Below are 17,304 nucleotides of genomic sequence, written 5' to 3'. Positions count from 1 at the left end.
CCCGCTCCCGCCACCGTTGTACTACGCGGCCCTGCTGGCCGCAGGGCACAGTTCCCGGTTTGCCCGTGATGGCTGGCCTTTTTTCGTGATTCGAACGCTTGAATCTGCAGCTTTTTTGTCTTCCGGGCCCCGCCTGGGTGATAATGTGAGGTTACGAAATACGGAGAGGCAACTAATGAAGCGCGTGGATGATTTTCGCCTGAGATTGGGCAAGCAGGAACTGGTGCCCATCATGGTCGGCGGCATGGGGGTCGACATCTCGACTTCCGCTCTGTCCCTCGAGGCGGCACGCCTCGGCGGCATCGGCCATATCTCGGACGCCATGGTGCCGACGGTTGCCGATCGCCGCTTCAACACCAAGTACGTCAAGAACAAGCTGCAGCAGTACAAGTTCAACGTCGCCAACTCGGACAAGTCGGTCGTCCAGTTCGACCTCGACCTGCTGGCCGAAGCCACCAAGCTGCACGTGGGCAGCACCATGGAGGCGAAGCGCGGCAAGGGGCTGATCTTCATCAACTGCATGGAAAAGCTGACGATGAACGGCCCCAAGGAAACCCTGCGCGTGCGGCTGCGCGCGGCGCTCGATGCCGGCATCGACGGCATCACGCTGGCGGCCGGCCTGCACCTGGGCTCGTTCGCGCTGATCGAGGACCACCCGCGCTTCCGCGACGCCAAGCTCGGCATCATCGTGTCGTCGCTGCGCGCGCTGCAACTGTTCCTGAAGAAGAACGGCCGCACCGGCCGCCTGCCCGACTACGTGGTGGTGGAAGGCCCGCTGGCCGGCGGCCACCTGGGCTTCGGCATGGACTGGGCCGAGTACGACCTGGCCACCATCGTGGCCGAGATCCGCGACTGGCTGATCGCCGAGAAGCTCGACATCCCGCTGATTCCGGCCGGCGGCATCTTCACCGGCAGCGACGCGGTGAACTTCCTGGAAATGGGCGCCAGCGCCGTGCAGGTGGCCACGCGCTTCACCGTTACCCACGAGTGCGGCCTGCCGGAGAAGGTGCAGCAGGAGTACTTCAAGGCCACCGAGGACGACATCGAGGTCAACCAGCTGTCGCCGACCGGCTATCCGATGCGCATGATCAAGCATTGCCCGGCCATCGGCGACGGCATCCGCCCCAACTGCGAGGCTTACGGCTACCTGCTCGACGCCAAGGGTAGCTGTGCATACATCGAGGCCTACAACCGCGAGGTGGCGGCGCACCCGGGCGAGCGCCGCGTCAAGGTGTGGGACAAGACCTGCCTGTGCACCCACATGCGCAACTTCGACTGCTGGACCTGCGGCCACTACACCTACCGCCTGAAGGACACCACGCGCCGCAACGAGGACGGCAGCTACCAGATCCTCAGCGCCGAGCACGTGTTCCGCGATTACCAGTTCAGCACCGACAACACCATCGCGCTGCCGGAGTGAGGCGGGCGGTTGGTGCCGCCGCTGTCAGCAGACGAAACCCCGAGGAGTGATCCTCGGGGTTTCTGTTTTTCGGCCACCCGGCAGCAGCTCAGTCGACGGGTTCCCAGGGCTGGGTATGGCCGGCCTGGGCCATCAGCCACTGGATGAACACCCTGAGGCGTGGCGACGGTGGCGAGCGCTCGGGCAAGACCAGGTAGTAATGCTGCGGGGCGCGGCTGGAAAGTGTGGGGAATGGCTCTATTAGGCTGCCTTGGCGCAGCGCCTGTTCGACCAGGCGCTGCCGCCCCATGGCCACGCCGGCGTGGTGCTGCGCCGCCGTCACGGCGAGGTCGGAGCGGTCGAAGATCATCTGTGCCGCGTCGTCGAGGCCGGTGATGCCATGCTGCGCCGCCCAGGTTTGCCATTCGGCGTCGTGGCCGGCCTGCGGCCAGGCGCGGGCGTCGTGCAGCAGGGTACAGTGCACCAGCTGCTCCGGCCGGTCGAACAGCTGCTGACGGCGGGCGTAGTCGGGCGAGCAGACCGGTGTGAGGGCTTCGTCCATCAACGGCACCACGCGTTGCCCGGCCGCCGGCAGGGTACCGTAGTACAGCGCCAGGTCGACCGGCTGGGTGCGGAAATCGACCTCCTCGTTGCCAGTGCGCAGATCGAGCCGGATGGCGGGATAACGTTGGCCGAAGTCGGCCAGCCGTGGCACCAGCCAGCATTGCGCGAGCGACGGGCGGGCAAACAGCGTCAGCGTGCCGGACAGCTCGTGGCGGCGGATGTCGTCGATCTCCTGGCTGACGCGCTGTAGCGAGTCGTTGAGCAGCGCGAACAGGCGCCGCCCCTCATCGCTCAGCTGCAGTTGCCGCGGCCGGCGCTGGAACAAGCGGAAGCCGAGCTGCTGTTCCAGCTTGAGGATGCGGTGGCTGACGGCGCTGGGCGTCAGGCTCAGCTCGATTGCAGCCAGGGTGAAGCTCAGGTGGCGCGCAGCGCACTCGAAGGTATGCAGCGCCGCCAGCTGGCTGCTGTTGAGGCGGCTGAGTTTCCTTAGAGGAGCCATGGGTGTCTTGGCCGGTTACTGGGTTGGGTCAGGCCTGCTTGCCCCGACGCAGGTAGTCGGCCATTTCCTCGGCGGGCACCATGCTGCCGCCGGTGGCCCACACCAGGTGGTGCGCCCGGGCGAGGCGTTCGGAGGTGAGTCCCGTGCGTTCGCGGTAGCCCTGGTTTTCCGTCAGCACGCGCGCCATGCCCGGCATGCCGGCCAGCGCCGACGGCTCCAGCGCGATGCCTTCCTGCTGTTCCAGCAGCGCGAGCAGGCGGAAGAGCTCGCCGTCGTCGACCGTGTAGTAGCCGTCGATCATCCGTTCCATCGCCCGCCCGACGAAGCCGGACGGACGCCCCACCGCCAGGCCGTCGGCGGCGGTGACGTTGTCGATGCCGAAGTCCTGCACCGCAACTTCGTCGTGCAGGCCGGTGTAGACCCCCAGTAGCATGCTGGGCGAGTGGGTCGGCTCGGCAAAAAGGCAGTGCACGTGGTCGCGGAACGCCAGCTTCAGGCCGAACGCCACCCCGCCCGGACCGCCGCCGACGCCGCAGGGCAGGTAGACGAACAGCGGGTGTTCGGCGTCGACGACGATGCCAGCCTGGTCCAACTGCCGTTTCAGCCGCTCGGCGGCGACGGCGTAGCCCAGGAACAGCTCGGGCGAGTTCTCGTCGTCGACGAAGTGGCAGCGCGGGTCGGTGGCCGCCTGGCGTCGCCCCTCGGCCACCGCCGCGCTGTAGTCGGTGGGGTATTCCACCACCGTGACGCCGTGCTCGCGCAGCCGGCGTTTCTTCCACTCGCGCGCATCCGCCGACATGTGCACCGTGGTGCGAAAGCCGAGTTTGGCGCCGATCAGGCCGATCGACAGGCCGAGGTTGCCGGTCGAGCCGACGGCGATGGCGTACTGGCCGAAGAAGGCGCGGAAGGCGTCACTGTCGAGCTGGGCGTAGTCGTCGTCGAGACGCAGCAGGCCGGCGCCGATGGCCAGGTCCTCGGCGTACTTGAGTACCTCGTGGATGCCGCCGCGCGCCTTGATCGAGCCGGAAATCGGCAGGTGGCTGTCGAGTTTGATCAGCAGGGTACCGATGGGGTCGATGCCGTAGCGTTGGCACAACGCCTGCTGCATGGCCGGGATGGCCTGCAGCGGGGATTCCAGAATGCCGCCGGCGTCCCGGGTTTCCGGAAAGGCGGTGCGGAACCAGGCGGCGAAGCGCTGCAGCCGGGCGCTGGCCTGGGCGACGTCCTCTGCGCGGAGGCCGACGTGGGGGAGTGCTGCCTCGAACGCGGTGACGGCCGGGTTGAACCAGCTGCATTCCTCGAGGGCGACCAGTTTTTCCAGCAGGGGATGGTCGCGGTACCACTCCTGCCGGGTTTTGCCGTGAATCATGGTGTACTCCTTGGCGCCCGGAGGGCGAATGGCCGTATTAGGCCAGAGAGGGCGCCGGCGGACAAACGATGACTGTTCATGGCATGGATGAAACTGGCTCAGCCATGGCAGGAGGGCGATGCCAGGTTACAGCACCGCCCAGATGCCGATGATCAGGACCATGATCACCACGCCGGTCATGATCTGCGCCGTGCTGCGTTCCTTCTGCAGCGCCTGCTGCAGCGTCTGCTGGCGCGATTCCAGCGTGGCGACGCGCTGCTCCAGCAGGGCGCGCGTCTCTTCCTGCTGGGCCATGGTCTGCAGCATTTCCTCGCCGCTGAATTCGGTGATGTGATTCTTGTCCCATACGCCAAGCAGCTTGTTGACCTTGTCCTTGAAGAACAGCGCGTTTTTCTGGTTGCTGTCCTGCCATTCGAACTCGAAGCCCTGGCGGGCGAAGAAGGCGTTGCGCTGCAGGCGCTCGTCCTCGCTGCAGTTGGGCGGCAGCGTCACCAGCCCGGGGCTGACGGCGTAATCGGGGTAGATGCCCTTGATCCAGCCGATGACCTGGGCCTGCAGGAAGGTATCCAGCCCGCCGTGGCGGAAGGTCTCGCTGACCATGACGCCGCCCTTGGGGCCGAAGGTGGCCGAGCGGCTGGGATGGTCGGCCCGCACCCAGGCGCTGTTGTAGACGGTGTGGAATTGCGCGTCGTCGCCGCCGAAGGCCTGCCACTGGGTGCCGATGGCGGTGGCGAAGCCGCGGAACTGCAGCCGGAAGTAGTCGGACTGGCCGGTCATGGCGCGGCTGCGATGCAGTATGCCGTAGATCTCGACGCCATCGCGTGACAGCTTCAGGACGGTCTCGCCCAGCGGCATGGCCAGGCTGGCGAGGTAGGCTTCGCTCTCGGGCGCCGGCAGCGCCGGCTTCTCGGCGGTGGCCACGGCAGCGGGTTTCTTGGTGTTGGGCTGGCTATCCATGGCGTAATCATAACGCAGGCCGGGCGAAGCCGGGGTGTGCCGGTTCGCCATGTTGCGGTGCAGCGGCGCCTTGTTGTTGTGCATTGCGCAAAAAAATCCCGCCCCTCTCCCGGCAAAAGGCGGCACGCAGCCTGGCACGGTGATTGCAATTGAATCCAGGCGGTCCCGCTCTGAGGGATTCGTGAGTGCCTGTCCCGTAGTTCTATTTGGCCTCTTTTTTACGTGTGTAAAGCCTCGCCTGAAGGATTCGTCCTTCAGGCTATTTTTTCGCCCGTTTTCCCGCCGCCGCTTTTGCCTCCCTCCCAAGCCGCTTGGCGCTATACTGCCGTTTTTCGTCACCGGGGGTGCCGCGATTCGTCGTGGCTGAGAGAGACCCCACAAACCTGATCTGGATCATGCCAGCGGAGGGAGCGTGATGATGCCGTCCGGCATGTCCACCTTCTTCTTTGGGGCCGTGATACCTACCCGAAAGGAGATGCCAAGATGTTCAAGAAAACGCTGTTGCTGGCGCTGTGCGCGGCCGCTATGGGTGCCAACGCGGCTGAACTGCGTGTGCTGACGCACAGTTCTTTCACGCTGTCCAAGGAGCTGCTGGCCGGTTTCGAGCAGCAGTCCGGCGTCAAGGTGGCGGTGATCAAGGCCGGCGACGCCGGCGAGATGCTCAACAAGCTGATCCTGACCCGCGCCAACCCGATCGCCGACGTGGTCTACGGCATCGATAACACGCTGATCGGCAAGGCACAGCAGGCCGGCGTGCTGGAGCCGACCACGAGCGCGGCCGGCGTCGGCGTGCAGCAGAGCTTGCCGGGGATGGTGAGCGTCGACTACGGCTACGTTACGCTGAACTACGACAAGGCCTGGTTCGCCAAGCAGAAGCTGGCCCTGCCCAAGTCGCTCGACGAGCTGACCCGCCCGGCCTACAAGAACCTTATGGTGGTGGAGAACCCGGCAACCTCGAGCCCGGGGCTGGCCTTCCTGCTCGCCACGATCAAGGGGATGGGCGAGGAGCAGGCCTTCGCCTGGTGGGGCCGGCTCCGCGACAACGGCGTCAAGGTGGCCAAGGGCTGGAGCGAGGCCTACTACACCGATTTCAGCAAGAACGGCGGCAGCCGGCCCATCGTGGTGAGCTACGCCACCAGCCCGGCGGCCGAGGTGTTCTACAGCAAGGAGAAGCTGACCGAGGCGCCGACCGGCAACCTGCTGCTCAAGGGCGGCGTGTTCCAGCAGGTGGAGGGCGTGGCGCTGGTCAAGGGCGGCGGCCAGAAGAAGGCTGCTCAGCAGTTCGTCGACTTCCTGCGTTCCGACGCGGTGCAGGCCGACCTGCCGACGCAGATGTGGATGTACCCGGTGGTGTCCGGTGTCAAGCTGAACCCGGTGTTCTCCCTAGCGGAGAAACCGGCGGCGCACGATACGCCGGACAGCAAGACCATCGCAGCCAAGAGCGCCGGCTGGGTGAGCCGGTGGACCAAGGTGGTGTTGAAGTCCGGCTACTGAGGCCGCGATGCGTGCCGTGTTTTCCCGTCAGGCCCTGGCTTTGCTGCCGCTGGCCTTCCTCACGCTGATGGCGCTGGCGCCGTTGGCGCGGCTGCTGCTCGAGGGCGGCGGCGGTCTGTCGGCCAACCTGTTTTTCGACGATTACCTGCGCTGGCGTCTGGTCTGGTCGCTGACGCAGGCGGCCGTCACCTGCGTGCTGGCGCTCGCCATCGGCCTGCCGCTGGCCTGGGTGCTGGCGCGCTTCGCCTTTCCCGGCCGGGAACTGATCCTGCGCCTGCTGCTGCTGCCGTTCGTGATGCCGACCTTGGTGGCCGCACTGGGCGTACTGGCGCTGTTCGGCCCGCACGGCATCACCGGCCTCAATCTGCAGGACACGCCGTGGCTGCTGCTGTACGGCAACCTGTTCTACAACCTGCCGCTGGTGATCCGTGCCGCCAGCGACGCGCTCGCCACGGTGCCGGCCTCGCGGCTGGCGGCGGCGCGCACGCTCGGCTGCACCGCCTGGCGCGCGTTCTGGCGCGTGGAGTGGCCGGTGGTCAGGCCCTGGCTGGCGTCGGCGCTGTGCCTGGTGTTCCTGTATTGCTTCTCCGGCTTCGGGCTGGCGCTGCTGTTGGGCGGGCAGCGCTACGCCACGGTGGAGGTGGAGATCTACTCGCTGGTGGCGTACGAACTCAACCTGGCCGACGCCGGTGCCTTGGCGCTGCTGCTGCTGTGCCTGAGCGGCAGCGTGGCGCTCGCCTACGCCTGGCTGGAGCGGCGCCTGGCCACGCCGGGCAAGGTCGAGCCGCTGCCGCCGCGCTCGGCCTCCGGCTGGGCCGAGCGGGGGCTGTTGGCGGGCGCGCTGGCCTTACTGGCGCTGTTTTCCGCGGCGCCGCTCTTGGCGGTGGCCGGCCGCGCCTTGTCGGCCGGGATCGAGGCGTGGGCGGTATTGGGCGAGGGCGGCACGCTGGCGGCGCTGGCCAACACGCTGCGCTTCTCGGCGCTGGCACTCGGCGCGGCGGCCTTGCTGGGGTTGGCGCACGCGCTGGTGGCGCAGCGCTGGCTGTGGCTGCGTGCCGCCGCCTTCCTGCCCTTCATGCTGTCGCCGGTGTGCATGGCGTTCGGCTTGCTGCTGCTGTATCCGGCATGGACCGCCAGCCTGACGCTGTTGCTCAGCGCCTACGCCTTGTTGGCGTATCCCTTCATCACCAAGAGCGTGGCGGCGGCGCTGGACGGCGTGCCGCCGCAGCTGCCGCAGGCGGCGCGTACGCTCGGCGCCAGCGCGCCGCGCGCCTTCGCCCGCGTGGTGTGGCCGTTGCTGCTACCGGCGTTCCGGCGCGGGCTGGCGTTCGCCGCCGCCACCGCGCTGGGCGAATTCGCCGTCACACTGTTCCTGTCGCGCCCGGAGTGGACCACGCTGACCACGCTGATCTACCAGCGGCTGGGTCGTCCCGGCGCGGCCAATCTCGACGCAGCGCTGGTGTTGTCCAGCGTGCTGATGCTGTTTGCCGTGAGCGCCTTCGTCATCATCGAATGGCCGGGGCGGCTGGCCAAGGACTCCGACCATGCTTGAACTCGTCAATCTGTGCAAAGCCTTCGGCCAGCGCGTGGTGGCCGACCAGCTGTCGCTCTCGGTGGCCGACGGCGAAACGCTGGCGCTGCTCGGGCCGTCCGGCTGCGGAAAGAGCACGCTGTTGAAGATGATCGCCGGGCTGGAGCGGCCCGACGCCGGCCAAATCCGCCTGGGGGGAGTCGATCTTGCCGGGCTCGCGCCGGAAGCGCGCCAGGTGGCGCTGATGTTCCAGGACTTCGCGTTGTTCCCCCATCTCGACGTGCGCGACAACGTCGCCTTCGGCCTGATCGAACGGCGCATGCCCCGCCGTGCTGCGCTGGAAAAGGCCGAACGTGCCTTGGCCGAGCTGGGGCTGGCAGGTTACGGCGGGCGCCGGGTGTGGACCTTGTCCGGCGGCGAGCAGCAGCGCGTGGCGCTGGCGCGTGCGCTGGTGACCTCGCCGCGCCTCTTGCTGCTCGACGAACCGTTCTCCAGCCTCGATGCCCACCTGCGCCAGAGCCTGCAGGCCGAGTTCCGCACCCGGCTGGCCGCTGCCGGCATCCCGGTGATCCTGGTCACGCACGACCGCGCCGAGGCCTTCGCGCTGGCCGACCGCGTGGCGGTGCTGCAGCAGGGCAGGGTGGTGCAGTGCGGCCGGCCGCAGGAGCTGCTGGCGGCGCCAGCCAACGCCTGGGTGGCCTCGTTCATCGGCTACCACAACGTGCTGGACGACGGCGTGCTGCCGGAGCAGGCCTTCCTGCTCGGGCCGGCGCATCCGCCGGCGCGGGTGGAGCGGGTGGACAACCTGAGCGAGGGGCTGCGGGTGGAGGTGTCGCAGCAGGCAGCGCGCTTTACGCTGACGCTGTCGGCGCGCGAAGCAGCGCAGTTCCCGCTGGGGCTCGCGGCGGGGCAGGACATCGGGCTCGCGGTCGACCGCAGCCGGCTGATCCGCTTTGCCGGCGCTTGATGCGCCGGCACTCTCCACCAACAAAAACGGCACCCGGTTTCCCCGGATGCCGTTTTATCTGGCGTGCGCTAAAGCTTATTGAGCGGCGGAGGCGTTGCCCGCAGGAGCAGCACCACCACCCAGCACCTTGGCCACTTCCCACTGGCCATTCTTGACCTGGTAGATGGTCACGGTCGGGTTGAGGCGGTCGCCCTTGGCGTCGAACTTCACCGGGCCGGTCACGCCGGCGAACTCCACCTTGGCCAGTTCCGGCAGGTACTTGGCCGGCTGGGCCGAGTCGGCCTTCTGCATCGCGGCCACCAGGGTGCGCACGGCGTCGTAGCTGTACGGCGAGAACACCGCCACGTCCTGGTTGAACTTGGCCTTGTACTTCTCGCTGAAGCTGGCGAAACCCGGCATCTTGTCGTTCGGCTGGCCGGCGGTGGAGGCGTAGTGGCCCTCGGCGTCGCTGCCGGCGAGCTTCAAGTAGTCCGGGGTGCGGGTGCCGTCACCGGACAGCAGTTTGGCGGTCAGGCCGAGACGCTTCATCTGCTTGGTCAGCGGGCCGGACTGCGCTTCCATGCCACCGAAGAAGATCACTTCCGGCTTCAGCGCCTTGAGCGTGGTCAGAATGGCGGCGAAGTCGGTGGACTTGTCGTTGGTGAACTCGCGCTTGACGATCTCGGCGCCGCCCGCCTTGGCGGCCTTCTCGAACTCGTCGGCCAGGCCCTGGCCGTAAGCGGTGCGGTCGTCGATGATGGCGATCTTCTTGGCCTTCAGCTCGTTCACGGCGAAGGCGCCCAGAGCCTGGCCCTGCGCGGCATCGTCGGCGATCACACGGAAGGCGGTCTGGTAGCCCTGCTGGGTGTAGCTGGGCGAGGTGGCCGACGGCGAGATCTGCGGAATGCCGGCGTCGGAGTAGATCTTGGACGCCGGGATGGTGGCACCCGAGGTGACGTGGCCGATGACGCCAGCCACCTGGGCGTCCACCAGGCGCTGGGCGACCTGGGTGGCGACTTTCGGATCGGCCTGGTCGTCTTCGGACACCAGTTCGAACTTCACTTTCTGGCCGCCGAGCGAGATGCCTTCGGCGTTCAGCTCTTCCACGGCGATCTGTGCGCCGTTCTCGCTGTCCTTGCCGTAGTTGGCGGCCGGACCGGTGATCGGGCCGGCATGGCCGATCTTCACCACCAGCTCGCCAGCGGCGGGGGCGGTGTTGCCGGCGTCGGCGGCTTGTTCGGCCTTCTGGCCGCAGGCGGCGAGGCCGGCGACGGCCACGGCGAGGCAACTCATCTTGAACAGAGTCATGGATTCTCCAAACGATCGATCTTGAATGGTAAGGGCCCGGACTGTGCCGGGCTTGCTTGTTATCTGACCGTCCGCGGCGTGTGCCCTGGCCGCAGTGGTCCATGGGGTGAATTCTACCGCGTAACGATGGTGCAGTGCAGGATGAAAGGCATGATTTTTTGGAATGCTTCAGATGAATTCACTGCATTTCGTCGCCAAGCCTGCGCTATTTGACGATAGCCATGCTAGATGGCAGCGATTGTTGCAGAGCAATATCGGTGGCGAGCTTGGGGCTCAGGCGGACAGGAAGGCGCGCAGCGCCTCGGCCAGCCTTTCTGGCTGCTCCCACTGGATCATATGGCCGGCCTCGGGGATGGAGACTTCGCTGAGCCGGCCGAAGCAGGCACGGCGCTCGTCCAGCGTGGAGAGCACGCCCTTGGCCATGGGGTGGTCCCACATGTCGCCGCCGATCACCCACAGCACCGGGCAGGCGATGCGTCGCCAGCAGGCCTTGGCCTCCTCCAGCCGGTACAGCACCGGGTTGACCATCTTGTGGCGCGGGTCGGCACGGTAGCTCAGCCTGCCGTCAACCTCGCGCGTCAGCGCCGCCGCCAGAAAGCGGGCGCGCTCCGGCCTCAGGCGCGGATTGCGCTCGATCAGGCGCACCGCCACCTCGTCCAGCGTGCCGATCGGCTGGTAGCCCGGCGTGTTCTGCTGCTCGCGCAGCCAGCGCGCGTAGCGGCCGGGCGCTTCTTCCGGGCGCGTCGCCGGCAGGCCGAAGCCTTCGATGCAGACCAGCCGAGCCAGCCGTTCGGGCCGCACCCCGGCATAGATGCCGGCGATCATCGCCCCCATGCTGTGTCCGATCAGCGTGACCGGGGCGTCGGGGGTGTAGTGCTGCAGCAGCGCGTCGAGATCGGCCAGGTAGTCAGGAAAGTAGTAGCTGCCGTCGTTCCACTCGGTATCGCCGAAGCCGCGCCAGTCCGGAGCGATCACGTGCCAGCCCCCGCCCAGCGCCTCGACCAGGAACTGGAAGGTGGCCGACGAATCCATCCAGCCGTGCAGCATGAACAGAGTGGGGGCATCGTCCGGCCCCCAGTGGCGTACGTGGTAGCGGCGCCGGCGCAGCAGCAGCGTCTCGGAGCGGGAAGGAGGAAAGGGCTGGGACATGGTGGCCTGCTGGCGATTGACAGTCAGGCGCCTAGTGTAACGTCATCATGCTCCGCCATGACAGGAGGGGGGGGGCGCCATGAAAAACCCTCCGGTCCCGCAGGGCTGACGGAGGGTTTTCTCTCGATGGCGACCGGGCCGGCTTTATTCCGCCGCCTGCTCCGCCGTGGTGCCGGCAGGCTCGACCGGTGCCGGCACGGCCGCCGCCTTGGCGGCGATCTGGCCCTCGGCGGCCTGCTTTTCTTCCGCCGTCACCTCGCCAGCAGGCTTACAGGACAGGTCGAAGCGCTTGCCGCCACGCGCCAGCGCTTTGATGTAGCGCGGCTTGCGGCAATGGTTGGCGACCACGCGGGCGATCAGCACCGCATCGAACTGCGGCAAGGCGGCGATCAGGCTTTCGTGGATGCCGATGGCCAGCGGACGGAATTGGCGGAACACCTCGAACTTGCTGTAAACATGTTCCGCGATCATTTCGGTCTGCTTTTTCTTGCTCAGACTCTGAACCGCGCTCTTGAGAGCAGCACCCAGTGCCGTTTCGGTATTTGGCTTCATGAACTTCAATCTAGTCGGTTGATGGCGGGCAGAATATCATCCACCCGACCGAGGCTTGCCCGTGCCCGCCTCGATTCCCAAACGCTACCTCCGGCAGGACCGGTAACGCCCACAGAAGGCGTATCTTATGCCAAAACTCCGGCAAAAGTGAAACACCGGTAGACTCGGAATGCCCTTTTGAGGACAGGAAACATCACGTTGCAGGCGTCCACGGCGGCATGAATGCGTCGCGGCGACCCGGATACAAAAAAGCCGCAGCTCTCGCTACGGTCTCGTTCGTCGCTCAGTTCAGTTTGGTGCCCGGGACCGGGGTCGAACCGGTACACCTTGCGGCGAGGGATTTTAAGTCCCTTGTGTCTACCAATTTCACCACCCGGGCATGGAGGCGAGATTCTAGCCCAGTGTGCCCCGGCAGGCAATCTGCTGCCGGCGGGAGAGGACTGGGGTCATTTCTTCTCTTTGTCGTGAAATGCCTTGCTCCGATAGGTAATCACCCGGTTTTTCCCGAGCCGTTTGGCTTCGTACAGGGCCTCGTCGGCGGCTTCCAGCAAAAGGAGCGAGGAGTCGCCGCGCTGGGGAGTGATCGATGCCCCGCCCACGCTGATGGTCACGAACTCGGCAACGCTGGATGCCTCGTGGACGAGGTGCAGGGCCTCGACGTCGCGGCGCAGCTTTTCGCCCAGGTATTGCGTGCCGCTCAAGGGTGTGGCGGGCAGGATCACGGCAAACTCTTCGCCGCCGAAGCGCGCGGCCAGATCGGTCGAGCGCTCGGGGCTTCTCTGGATGGTCTCGGCCACCTGTTTCAGGATGTCGTCCCCGGCCAGGTGGCCGTAGGTATCGTTGTAGCGCTTGAAGTCGTCGACATCGATCATCAGCAAGGCGAATGGGCTCTGTTCCCGCACCGCCCGTTTCCACTCCGCCTCCAGGTACTCGTTGAAGCGCTTCCGGTTGTTGAGCCCGGTCAGACCGTCGACATTGGTCAGCCGCAACAGCTCGATGTTCATCTCCAGCAGTTGTTGCTGGCTCTCACGCAGTGCGCGGTAGGCGTCGTCGCGTTGGATCTGGTTCAGATAGGCCTTCGAGTGGTGGCGGATGCGGGCGATCAACTCGATCGGATCCGGCAGCTTGACCAGGTAATCGTTCGCGCCCAGCCGGAACGCCTCGCTCTTCACGGCGGGCTCTTCCTTGGTGGATAGCACCACGATGGGAATGTCCTGCGTGGCCGGGTTGTCGCGGTACTGGCGCACCAGCGTCAGCCCGTCCGCCCCCGGCAGGACCAAGTCTTGCAGGATCACCGTCGGCTTGATCTCTTCGGCACACCGGATGGCCTCGTCCGGATCGCTGCAGAAATGGAAGTTGATATCCGGCTGGCTGGCCAGCGCCCGGCGGATGGCCTCGCCGATGATGGCCTGATCGTCTACCAGCAGCACCATGACATCGTATCGGTTGGATAGCGGCATGGCGGCGTCCTTATGGTGAAGTTCGAGCATGATCGTCCCTTACGCCTTCCCGGAGAAGGCTCCGACCACCTTGGCGGCGATGCGGTCCACAGGCAGGATTTCCACCGCCGCCTGCAGTGCCGCCGCGGCCTTGGGCATGCCGTAGACGGCGCTGCTGGCCTGGTCCTGCGCAATGGTATGGCATCCCTGGTCGCGCAACGCCTTCAGGCCCTCGGCGCCATCCCTTCCCATGCCGGTCAGCAGCACTCCAACGGTTTCGCCCTCCCAGAGCCGGCTGACGCTATGGAAAAACACGTCGACCGACGGCCGGTACACGTAGTCGGCCGGTTCGGCCGTGTAGCCCAGCCGGTGGCTGTCCTTCAGCACCAGATGATCGTTGGTCCCCGCCAGCCAGACGACGCCACCGGCCAATTGATCCCCTTCGCGCGCGAGCCGGACCGGCAGTGCCGAATGTTGGGCCAGCCACGTCGCCATGCTGGCGGCGAAAGGCTCGTCGACGTGCTGGACGATGACCACGGCGGCGTCGAAATCGCGCGGCAGGCCGCCCAGCACGGTGGCCAGCGCGGCAGGACCGCCCGCCGAAGCGCCGATCGCCAGCAGCCGGGTGGGGGGAGGGCGCCGGGCGGGTGGGGGGCTGCCGAACAGCGTGCCGTCCGCCGGGGTGTTCCGTTCACGCAGCAGCTTGTCGATGGCGGCGATCTTCGCCAGCAAGGGCCGGGCACTGTTGTGCGAATTGCCCATCCCCAGCATCGGGGTATCGATGGCGTCGAGGGCGCCGTGCCCCATGGCCTCGAATACCTGCCAGGCGTTGGTTCCTACGTTGACCGTCACGATCAGTATCGCGCACGGCGACTCGGCCATGATCCGGCGCGTCGCCTCCACGCCATCCATGCCCGGCATGATCAGGTCCATCAATACCAGGTCCGGGGTGTCCCTGGCGCACATCTCCACGGCGTGAGCGCCATCCATGGCGACCCAGGCCACTTGGTGTTCCGGGTGAGCGAGCACGGCGCGGCGCAGCGCTTCCACCGCCATGGGCATGTCGTTGGCGATGCCGATTCTCATCGCTCGGCCTCCCCGATCAAGTCTGTCACGGCCTGCAGCAAGGTTTCGTCGTGGAAGCTGCCCTTGGCCAGGTAGTAGTCTGCTCCGGCCTCGAGACCGCGCCGGCGGTCTTCCTCGCGGTCCTTGTAGGACACCACCATGGCCGGCAGCGCCTTCAGGGCCGGATCGTTGCGGATCAGCGTCACCAGCTCGATCCCGTCCATGCGCGGCATGTCGATGTCGGTGACGACCAGATCGAAATGGCCGGCGCGCACCGCGTTCCAGCCGTCCATGCCGTCCACCGCCACCTCGACCTCGTAGCCGTGCTGGCCGAGCAGTTTGCGTTCCAGTTCGCGCACCGTGAGCGAGTCGTCTACCACCAGCACGCGCTTGCGCAAGGATGGCGCATCGCCACCGGTGCCACGCCGCACCTTGTTCAACTGGCCGGTCGATACCAGCTTCTCCACCGAGCGGATCAGGTCGGCGACGTCGACGATCAGAACCGGCGAGCCATCCTCCATCAAGGCGCCGGCGGAGATATCCTTGATCTTGCCGAGGCGTGGGTCGAGCGGCTGGACCACCAGCTCCTGTTCGCCGAGGAAGCGATCGACCAGCAGGCCATAGAGGTGATGGTGCTCACCGATGACGACGAGCGACAGTTCCTCTTCGCCGAGATCGGTCGCTTCGCAGCCCAGCACCTGGTGCGCTCCGACCAGGCCGATGCGTCGCCCGTTGAGCGGAAAATGCTGGCGGTCCTCGATCAGCTCGATGTGCGCCTTCGGCAGCTTGAGAGTACGGTCGATGTAGGCGAGCGGAAAAGCGTACGGCTCGCCGCCGATCTCTACCAGCAGCGTGCGCACCACCGACAGCGTCAGCGGCAATTGCAACTGGAAGTGCGTGCCGTGCCCCGTCCGGGAGACGATGCGCACGCTACCTCGCACCTGCTTCACCATGTCCTGCACCGCGTCCAGCCCCACGCCACGGCCGGAAATCTGGGTGACGCTTTCCTTCATGGAGAAGCCCGGTAGAAACAGGAACTCCAGCAGCTCTTCCTCGCTCAGCCGGCTGGCGGTTTCGGCATTGGTCAGCCGACGCTCGACGACGGCGCGGCGTACTGCCGCCAGGTCGATGCCGCGACCATCGTCCAGTACGTTGACCAGCAGCATGCCGGCGCTGTGGCGCGCTTCCAGCACGATGCAACCCTCGGCGGGCTTGCCGCCTGCCAGCCGCTCCGCTGGTGTTTCGATGCCGTGGTCGACGGCGTTGCGCAGCAGGTGGCCTAGCGGCGCATCGAGCCGCTCCAGGATGTCCCGGTCCACCGGCGTGGCCTCGCCGCGCAGTTCCAGTCTGACCTGCTTGCCAAGCGTGCGTGCGAGGTCGCGCACCAGGCGCGGAAACGCCTGCACGCCATCGGCGAAGGGGCGCATGCGGCATGCCACCGCCTCGCCGTACAAGCGATGCGAGAGGTCGATGGCGCGGCGATCGAACTGCTCCAGCTCGGCCAGCCGTTGCCGCAGGAACTGCTGGCAATCGAGCAGGCGGCCCAGGGCTTCGTCCAGAGCCGCCTGCGCCCGCTCGTCGGGTGCGAACTCCGACATCAGCTCGCGCAGCCGCTCGAACGACTTGCCGGCATCGGCGTGTTGCCGTTTCAGGCGCAGCAGCGACTCATGAAACGGCGTCAGCCAGCGCGACGCTACCAGCGACTCGCCCGCCAGGGCCAGCAGCCGATTCAGGTTGTCGGCGGTGACGCGCAATACGCGCTCGGTGGCGCGCTGCTCCTGAGCCGCGCCGCTGTCGGCGACAGCCTCGGGGGAGGGCGGCAAGGGCGGGGAGGCGGCCGTCCCGGCGTCGACGGCGGGACTCTCCACTACTGGGGTCTCTGCCTTTGGCGGCTCGGCTTCCTGCGGCGCAGCGCTCGCGCCATCCCCTCCGGCCTCGACGCCGTCGGCCTCGTCGGCGGTATGCCGTGCCAAGGCGGCGAGAAATTCCTCCAGCCCCTGGCCGTCCTCGGAGTTCCCCTGGGGGCCAGGAGCCGGAGCCGTGGCGATCTGCCGCAACAGGTCCACGCCGCGCAGCAACAGGTCGATCTGCCCCTGCCGCAGCGTGATGCGCCCCTGCTGGGCCGCGACGAAACAATCCTCCATCGCATGGGCCACGCTGACGCCGGTGTTCAGCCCGATGATGCGGGCTGCCCCCTTGAGCGAGTGTGCCGCCCGCATGCAGACCTCGAGCTGAGTGGCCTCGGCCGGCTCGCGCTCCAGCGCCAGCAAGCCGGCAACCAGCACTTGCGCCTGGTCGTCCACTTCCATGCGGAACAGCTCGAGCATGGAAAACTGGCTGAGGTCTTCTGTGCTCACGCGAGACTCCGGTTCAAGGTATGAAACAGCGCTGGCTCGTCGAGACAGCCGACGGATTTGCCGTTCCAGGGCAGGATCGCCGTGCAGTAGCCGGCCCCAGCGCGGACCGCGGTCGCCGGCACGTCTTGCAGTACCCGTGGGGAAAAGCGGTGAATGCCGTGCACCTCGTCGACGGGAAAGATCAGTCGCCGGCCCTCGTGCTGGACCACTAGCAGCCGCCGGGCGGCAGTGCGCGGCGGAGGAGCTGTCTCCCCCTGAAGATCCAGTCCCAGCACGCTGCCCAGCGAGACGCAGATCAGCAGCTCGCCGCGCACATTGCCGAGGCCCAGCACCACCCCGTTGCGGCGGTGCGGGAGGGAGTGGATGGCGCACAGATCGGCGACTTCGACGAACACGCCGGTCGGCAGTGCCAGCCATTCCATGCCGATGCGAAAGATGACAACGGAGCGGGTATCCTGCTCTTGAGGCAGTTTCGTCTCGGCGATATGGCGCGTCCATTCCGCCGTCGTATCGTCGGGGATGGCTCCATCCAGCAGTACCGCGGCGGCGCCGGCGTAGACGGGGCAGTTGCGACAGTGGATATGCCGTTCCAGTTCGGGACACGAGCTGTCGCCCCGTACGCCGATTCGGTTCCAGCAGTCGTGCAACTGGGCACGGGAAGAGGGGGGCATCGGC

At 66.8% G+C, this 17,304-nt stretch carries 14 protein-coding genes, 1 tRNA gene and 1 riboswitch; of the genes, 4 read left to right on the top strand and 11 right to left on the bottom strand.

The features are described from left to right. The first annotated feature begins 175 nt into the window (after window positions 1–175). Window positions 176–1,420 (top strand): nitronate monooxygenase, encoded by a 1,245-nt coding sequence (locus tag PSEMAI1_RS0115415; RefSeq protein ID WP_024303731.1) that lies wholly within the window; start codon window positions 176–178, stop codon window positions 1,418–1,420. 88 nt (window positions 1,421–1,508) lie between these two features. Here the strand turns inward: PSEMAI1_RS0115415 and dsdC are convergent, their stop codons facing one another. The 3 genes from dsdC to PSEMAI1_RS0115400 form a co-directional block, all read right to left on the bottom strand. Next, window positions 1,509–2,462, bottom strand: a complete 954-nt coding sequence (gene dsdC / locus PSEMAI1_RS0115410) for a DNA-binding transcriptional regulator DsdC (protein ID WP_024303730.1) — start codon at window positions 2,460–2,462, stop codon at window positions 1,509–1,511. 28 nt (window positions 2,463–2,490) lie between these two features. Beyond that, window positions 2,491–3,831: a D-serine ammonia-lyase gene (dsdA, locus tag PSEMAI1_RS0115405; RefSeq protein ID WP_024303729.1), complete on the bottom strand. Its 1,341-nt coding sequence runs from the start codon at window positions 3,829–3,831 to the stop codon at window positions 2,491–2,493. Between the two features lie 126 nt (window positions 3,832–3,957). Next, window positions 3,958–4,872: a hypothetical protein gene (locus PSEMAI1_RS0115400; RefSeq protein WP_024303728.1), complete on the bottom strand. Its 915-nt coding sequence runs from the start codon at window positions 4,870–4,872 to the stop codon at window positions 3,958–3,960. A gap of 246 nt (window positions 4,873–5,118) precedes the next feature. Further along, window positions 5,119–5,216: riboswitch (TPP riboswitch) on the top strand. A gap of 55 nt (window positions 5,217–5,271) precedes the next feature. On the opposite strand from PSEMAI1_RS0115400, the gene PSEMAI1_RS0115395 reads away from it, so the two are divergent. The 3 genes from PSEMAI1_RS0115395 to PSEMAI1_RS0115385 are packed head-to-tail and all read left to right on the top strand — an operon-like array spanning window position 5,272 to window position 8,780. Beyond that, window positions 5,272–6,282 (top strand): thiamine ABC transporter substrate binding subunit, encoded by a 1,011-nt coding sequence (locus tag PSEMAI1_RS0115395; RefSeq protein ID WP_024303727.1) that lies wholly within the window; start codon window positions 5,272–5,274, stop codon window positions 6,280–6,282. A gap of 7 nt (window positions 6,283–6,289) precedes the next feature. Further along, a complete protein-coding gene (locus PSEMAI1_RS0115390; protein ID WP_024303726.1) occupies window positions 6,290–7,834 on the top strand; it encodes an iron ABC transporter permease in 1,545 nt (514 codons plus the stop codon). Beyond that, window positions 7,827–8,780, top strand: a complete 954-nt coding sequence (locus PSEMAI1_RS0115385; RefSeq protein ID WP_024303725.1) for an ABC transporter ATP-binding protein — start codon at window positions 7,827–7,829, stop codon at window positions 8,778–8,780. Before PSEMAI1_RS0115390 ends, PSEMAI1_RS0115385 begins: the two co-directional genes overlap by 8 nt. Window positions 8,781–8,855: 75 nt before the next feature. Here PSEMAI1_RS0115385 and PSEMAI1_RS0115380 read toward each other — a convergent pair whose 3' ends face one another. From PSEMAI1_RS0115380 to PSEMAI1_RS0115345, 8 genes are all read right to left on the bottom strand, one after another. Then, window positions 8,856–10,067, bottom strand: a complete 1,212-nt coding sequence (locus PSEMAI1_RS0115380; RefSeq protein ID WP_024303724.1) for a branched-chain amino acid ABC transporter substrate-binding protein — start codon at window positions 10,065–10,067, stop codon at window positions 8,856–8,858. 273 nt (window positions 10,068–10,340) lie between these two features. Continuing rightward, complete coding sequence (locus PSEMAI1_RS0115375) at window positions 10,341–11,216, bottom strand: alpha/beta fold hydrolase (RefSeq protein WP_024303723.1); 876 nt, start codon at window positions 11,214–11,216, stop codon at window positions 10,341–10,343. 144 nt (window positions 11,217–11,360) lie between these two features. Next, window positions 11,361–11,768: a ProQ/FINO family protein gene (locus PSEMAI1_RS0115370; RefSeq protein WP_024303722.1), complete on the bottom strand. Its 408-nt coding sequence runs from the start codon at window positions 11,766–11,768 to the stop codon at window positions 11,361–11,363. Window positions 11,769–12,062: 294 nt separating this feature from the next. Next, window positions 12,063–12,147 (bottom strand) — tRNA-Leu (locus PSEMAI1_RS0115365). A gap of 67 nt (window positions 12,148–12,214) precedes the next feature. Next, window positions 12,215–13,258: a diguanylate cyclase domain-containing protein gene (locus tag PSEMAI1_RS0115360; protein ID WP_024303721.1), complete on the bottom strand. Its 1,044-nt coding sequence runs from the start codon at window positions 13,256–13,258 to the stop codon at window positions 12,215–12,217. A 9-nt stretch (window positions 13,259–13,267) separates the two neighbouring features. Next, a complete protein-coding gene (locus tag PSEMAI1_RS0115355) occupies window positions 13,268–14,293 on the bottom strand; it encodes a chemotaxis response regulator protein-glutamate methylesterase (protein ID WP_024303720.1) in 1,026 nt (341 codons plus the stop codon). Beyond that, window positions 14,290–16,629 (bottom strand): hybrid sensor histidine kinase/response regulator, encoded by a 2,340-nt coding sequence (locus PSEMAI1_RS0115350; RefSeq protein WP_024303719.1) that lies wholly within the window; start codon window positions 16,627–16,629, stop codon window positions 14,290–14,292. Before PSEMAI1_RS0115350 ends, PSEMAI1_RS0115355 begins: the two co-directional genes overlap by 4 nt. Further along, a complete protein-coding gene (locus PSEMAI1_RS0115345) occupies window positions 16,626–17,300 on the bottom strand; it encodes a chemotaxis protein CheW (RefSeq protein ID WP_029770758.1) in 675 nt (224 codons plus the stop codon). Before PSEMAI1_RS0115345 ends, PSEMAI1_RS0115350 begins: the two co-directional genes overlap by 4 nt. Window positions 17,301–17,304 lie beyond the last annotated feature (4 nt).

It is taken from the genome of Pseudogulbenkiania sp. MAI-1 (assembly GCF_000527175.1).
In the GTDB taxonomy this organism is placed as follows: domain Bacteria; phylum Pseudomonadota; class Gammaproteobacteria; order Burkholderiales; family Chromobacteriaceae; genus Pseudogulbenkiania.
This window is presented reverse-complemented; position numbering and strand designations above follow the sequence as displayed.

What these genes read in the sequence shown, in the direction of transcription:
- PSEMAI1_RS0115390 (WP_024303726.1), top strand. Translation starts at nt 6,290, where the DNA reads ATGCGTGCCGTGTTTTCCCGTCAGGCCCTGGCTTTGCTGCCGCTGGCC.
- PSEMAI1_RS0115345 (WP_029770758.1), bottom strand. Translation starts at nt 17,300, where the DNA reads ATGCCCCCCTCTTCCCGTGCCCAGTTGCACGACTGCTGGAACCGAATC.
- PSEMAI1_RS0115400 (WP_024303728.1), bottom strand. Translation starts at nt 4,872, where the DNA reads ATGCACAACAACAAGGCGCCGCTGCACCGCAACATGGCGAACCGGCAC.
- PSEMAI1_RS0115385 (WP_024303725.1), top strand. Translation starts at nt 7,827, where the DNA reads ATGCTTGAACTCGTCAATCTGTGCAAAGCCTTCGGCCAGCGCGTGGTG.
- PSEMAI1_RS0115380 (WP_024303724.1), bottom strand. Translation starts at nt 10,067, where the DNA reads ATGACTCTGTTCAAGATGAGTTGCCTCGCCGTGGCCGTCGCCGGCCTC.
- PSEMAI1_RS0115360 (WP_024303721.1), bottom strand. Translation starts at nt 13,258, where the DNA reads ATGCTCGAACTTCACCATAAGGACGCCGCCATGCCGCTATCCAACCGA.
- PSEMAI1_RS0115395 (WP_024303727.1), top strand. Translation starts at nt 5,272, where the DNA reads ATGTTCAAGAAAACGCTGTTGCTGGCGCTGTGCGCGGCCGCTATGGGT.
- PSEMAI1_RS0115415 (WP_024303731.1), top strand. Translation starts at nt 176, where the DNA reads ATGAAGCGCGTGGATGATTTTCGCCTGAGATTGGGCAAGCAGGAACTG.
- PSEMAI1_RS0115375 (WP_024303723.1), bottom strand. Translation starts at nt 11,216, where the DNA reads ATGTCCCAGCCCTTTCCTCCTTCCCGCTCCGAGACGCTGCTGCTGCGC.
- dsdC (WP_024303730.1), bottom strand. Translation starts at nt 2,462, where the DNA reads ATGGCTCCTCTAAGGAAACTCAGCCGCCTCAACAGCAGCCAGCTGGCG.
- PSEMAI1_RS0115370 (WP_024303722.1), bottom strand. Translation starts at nt 11,768, where the DNA reads ATGAAGCCAAATACCGAAACGGCACTGGGTGCTGCTCTCAAGAGCGCG.
- dsdA (WP_024303729.1), bottom strand. Translation starts at nt 3,831, where the DNA reads ATGATTCACGGCAAAACCCGGCAGGAGTGGTACCGCGACCATCCCCTG.
- PSEMAI1_RS0115355 (WP_024303720.1), bottom strand. Translation starts at nt 14,293, where the DNA reads ATGAGAATCGGCATCGCCAACGACATGCCCATGGCGGTGGAAGCGCTG.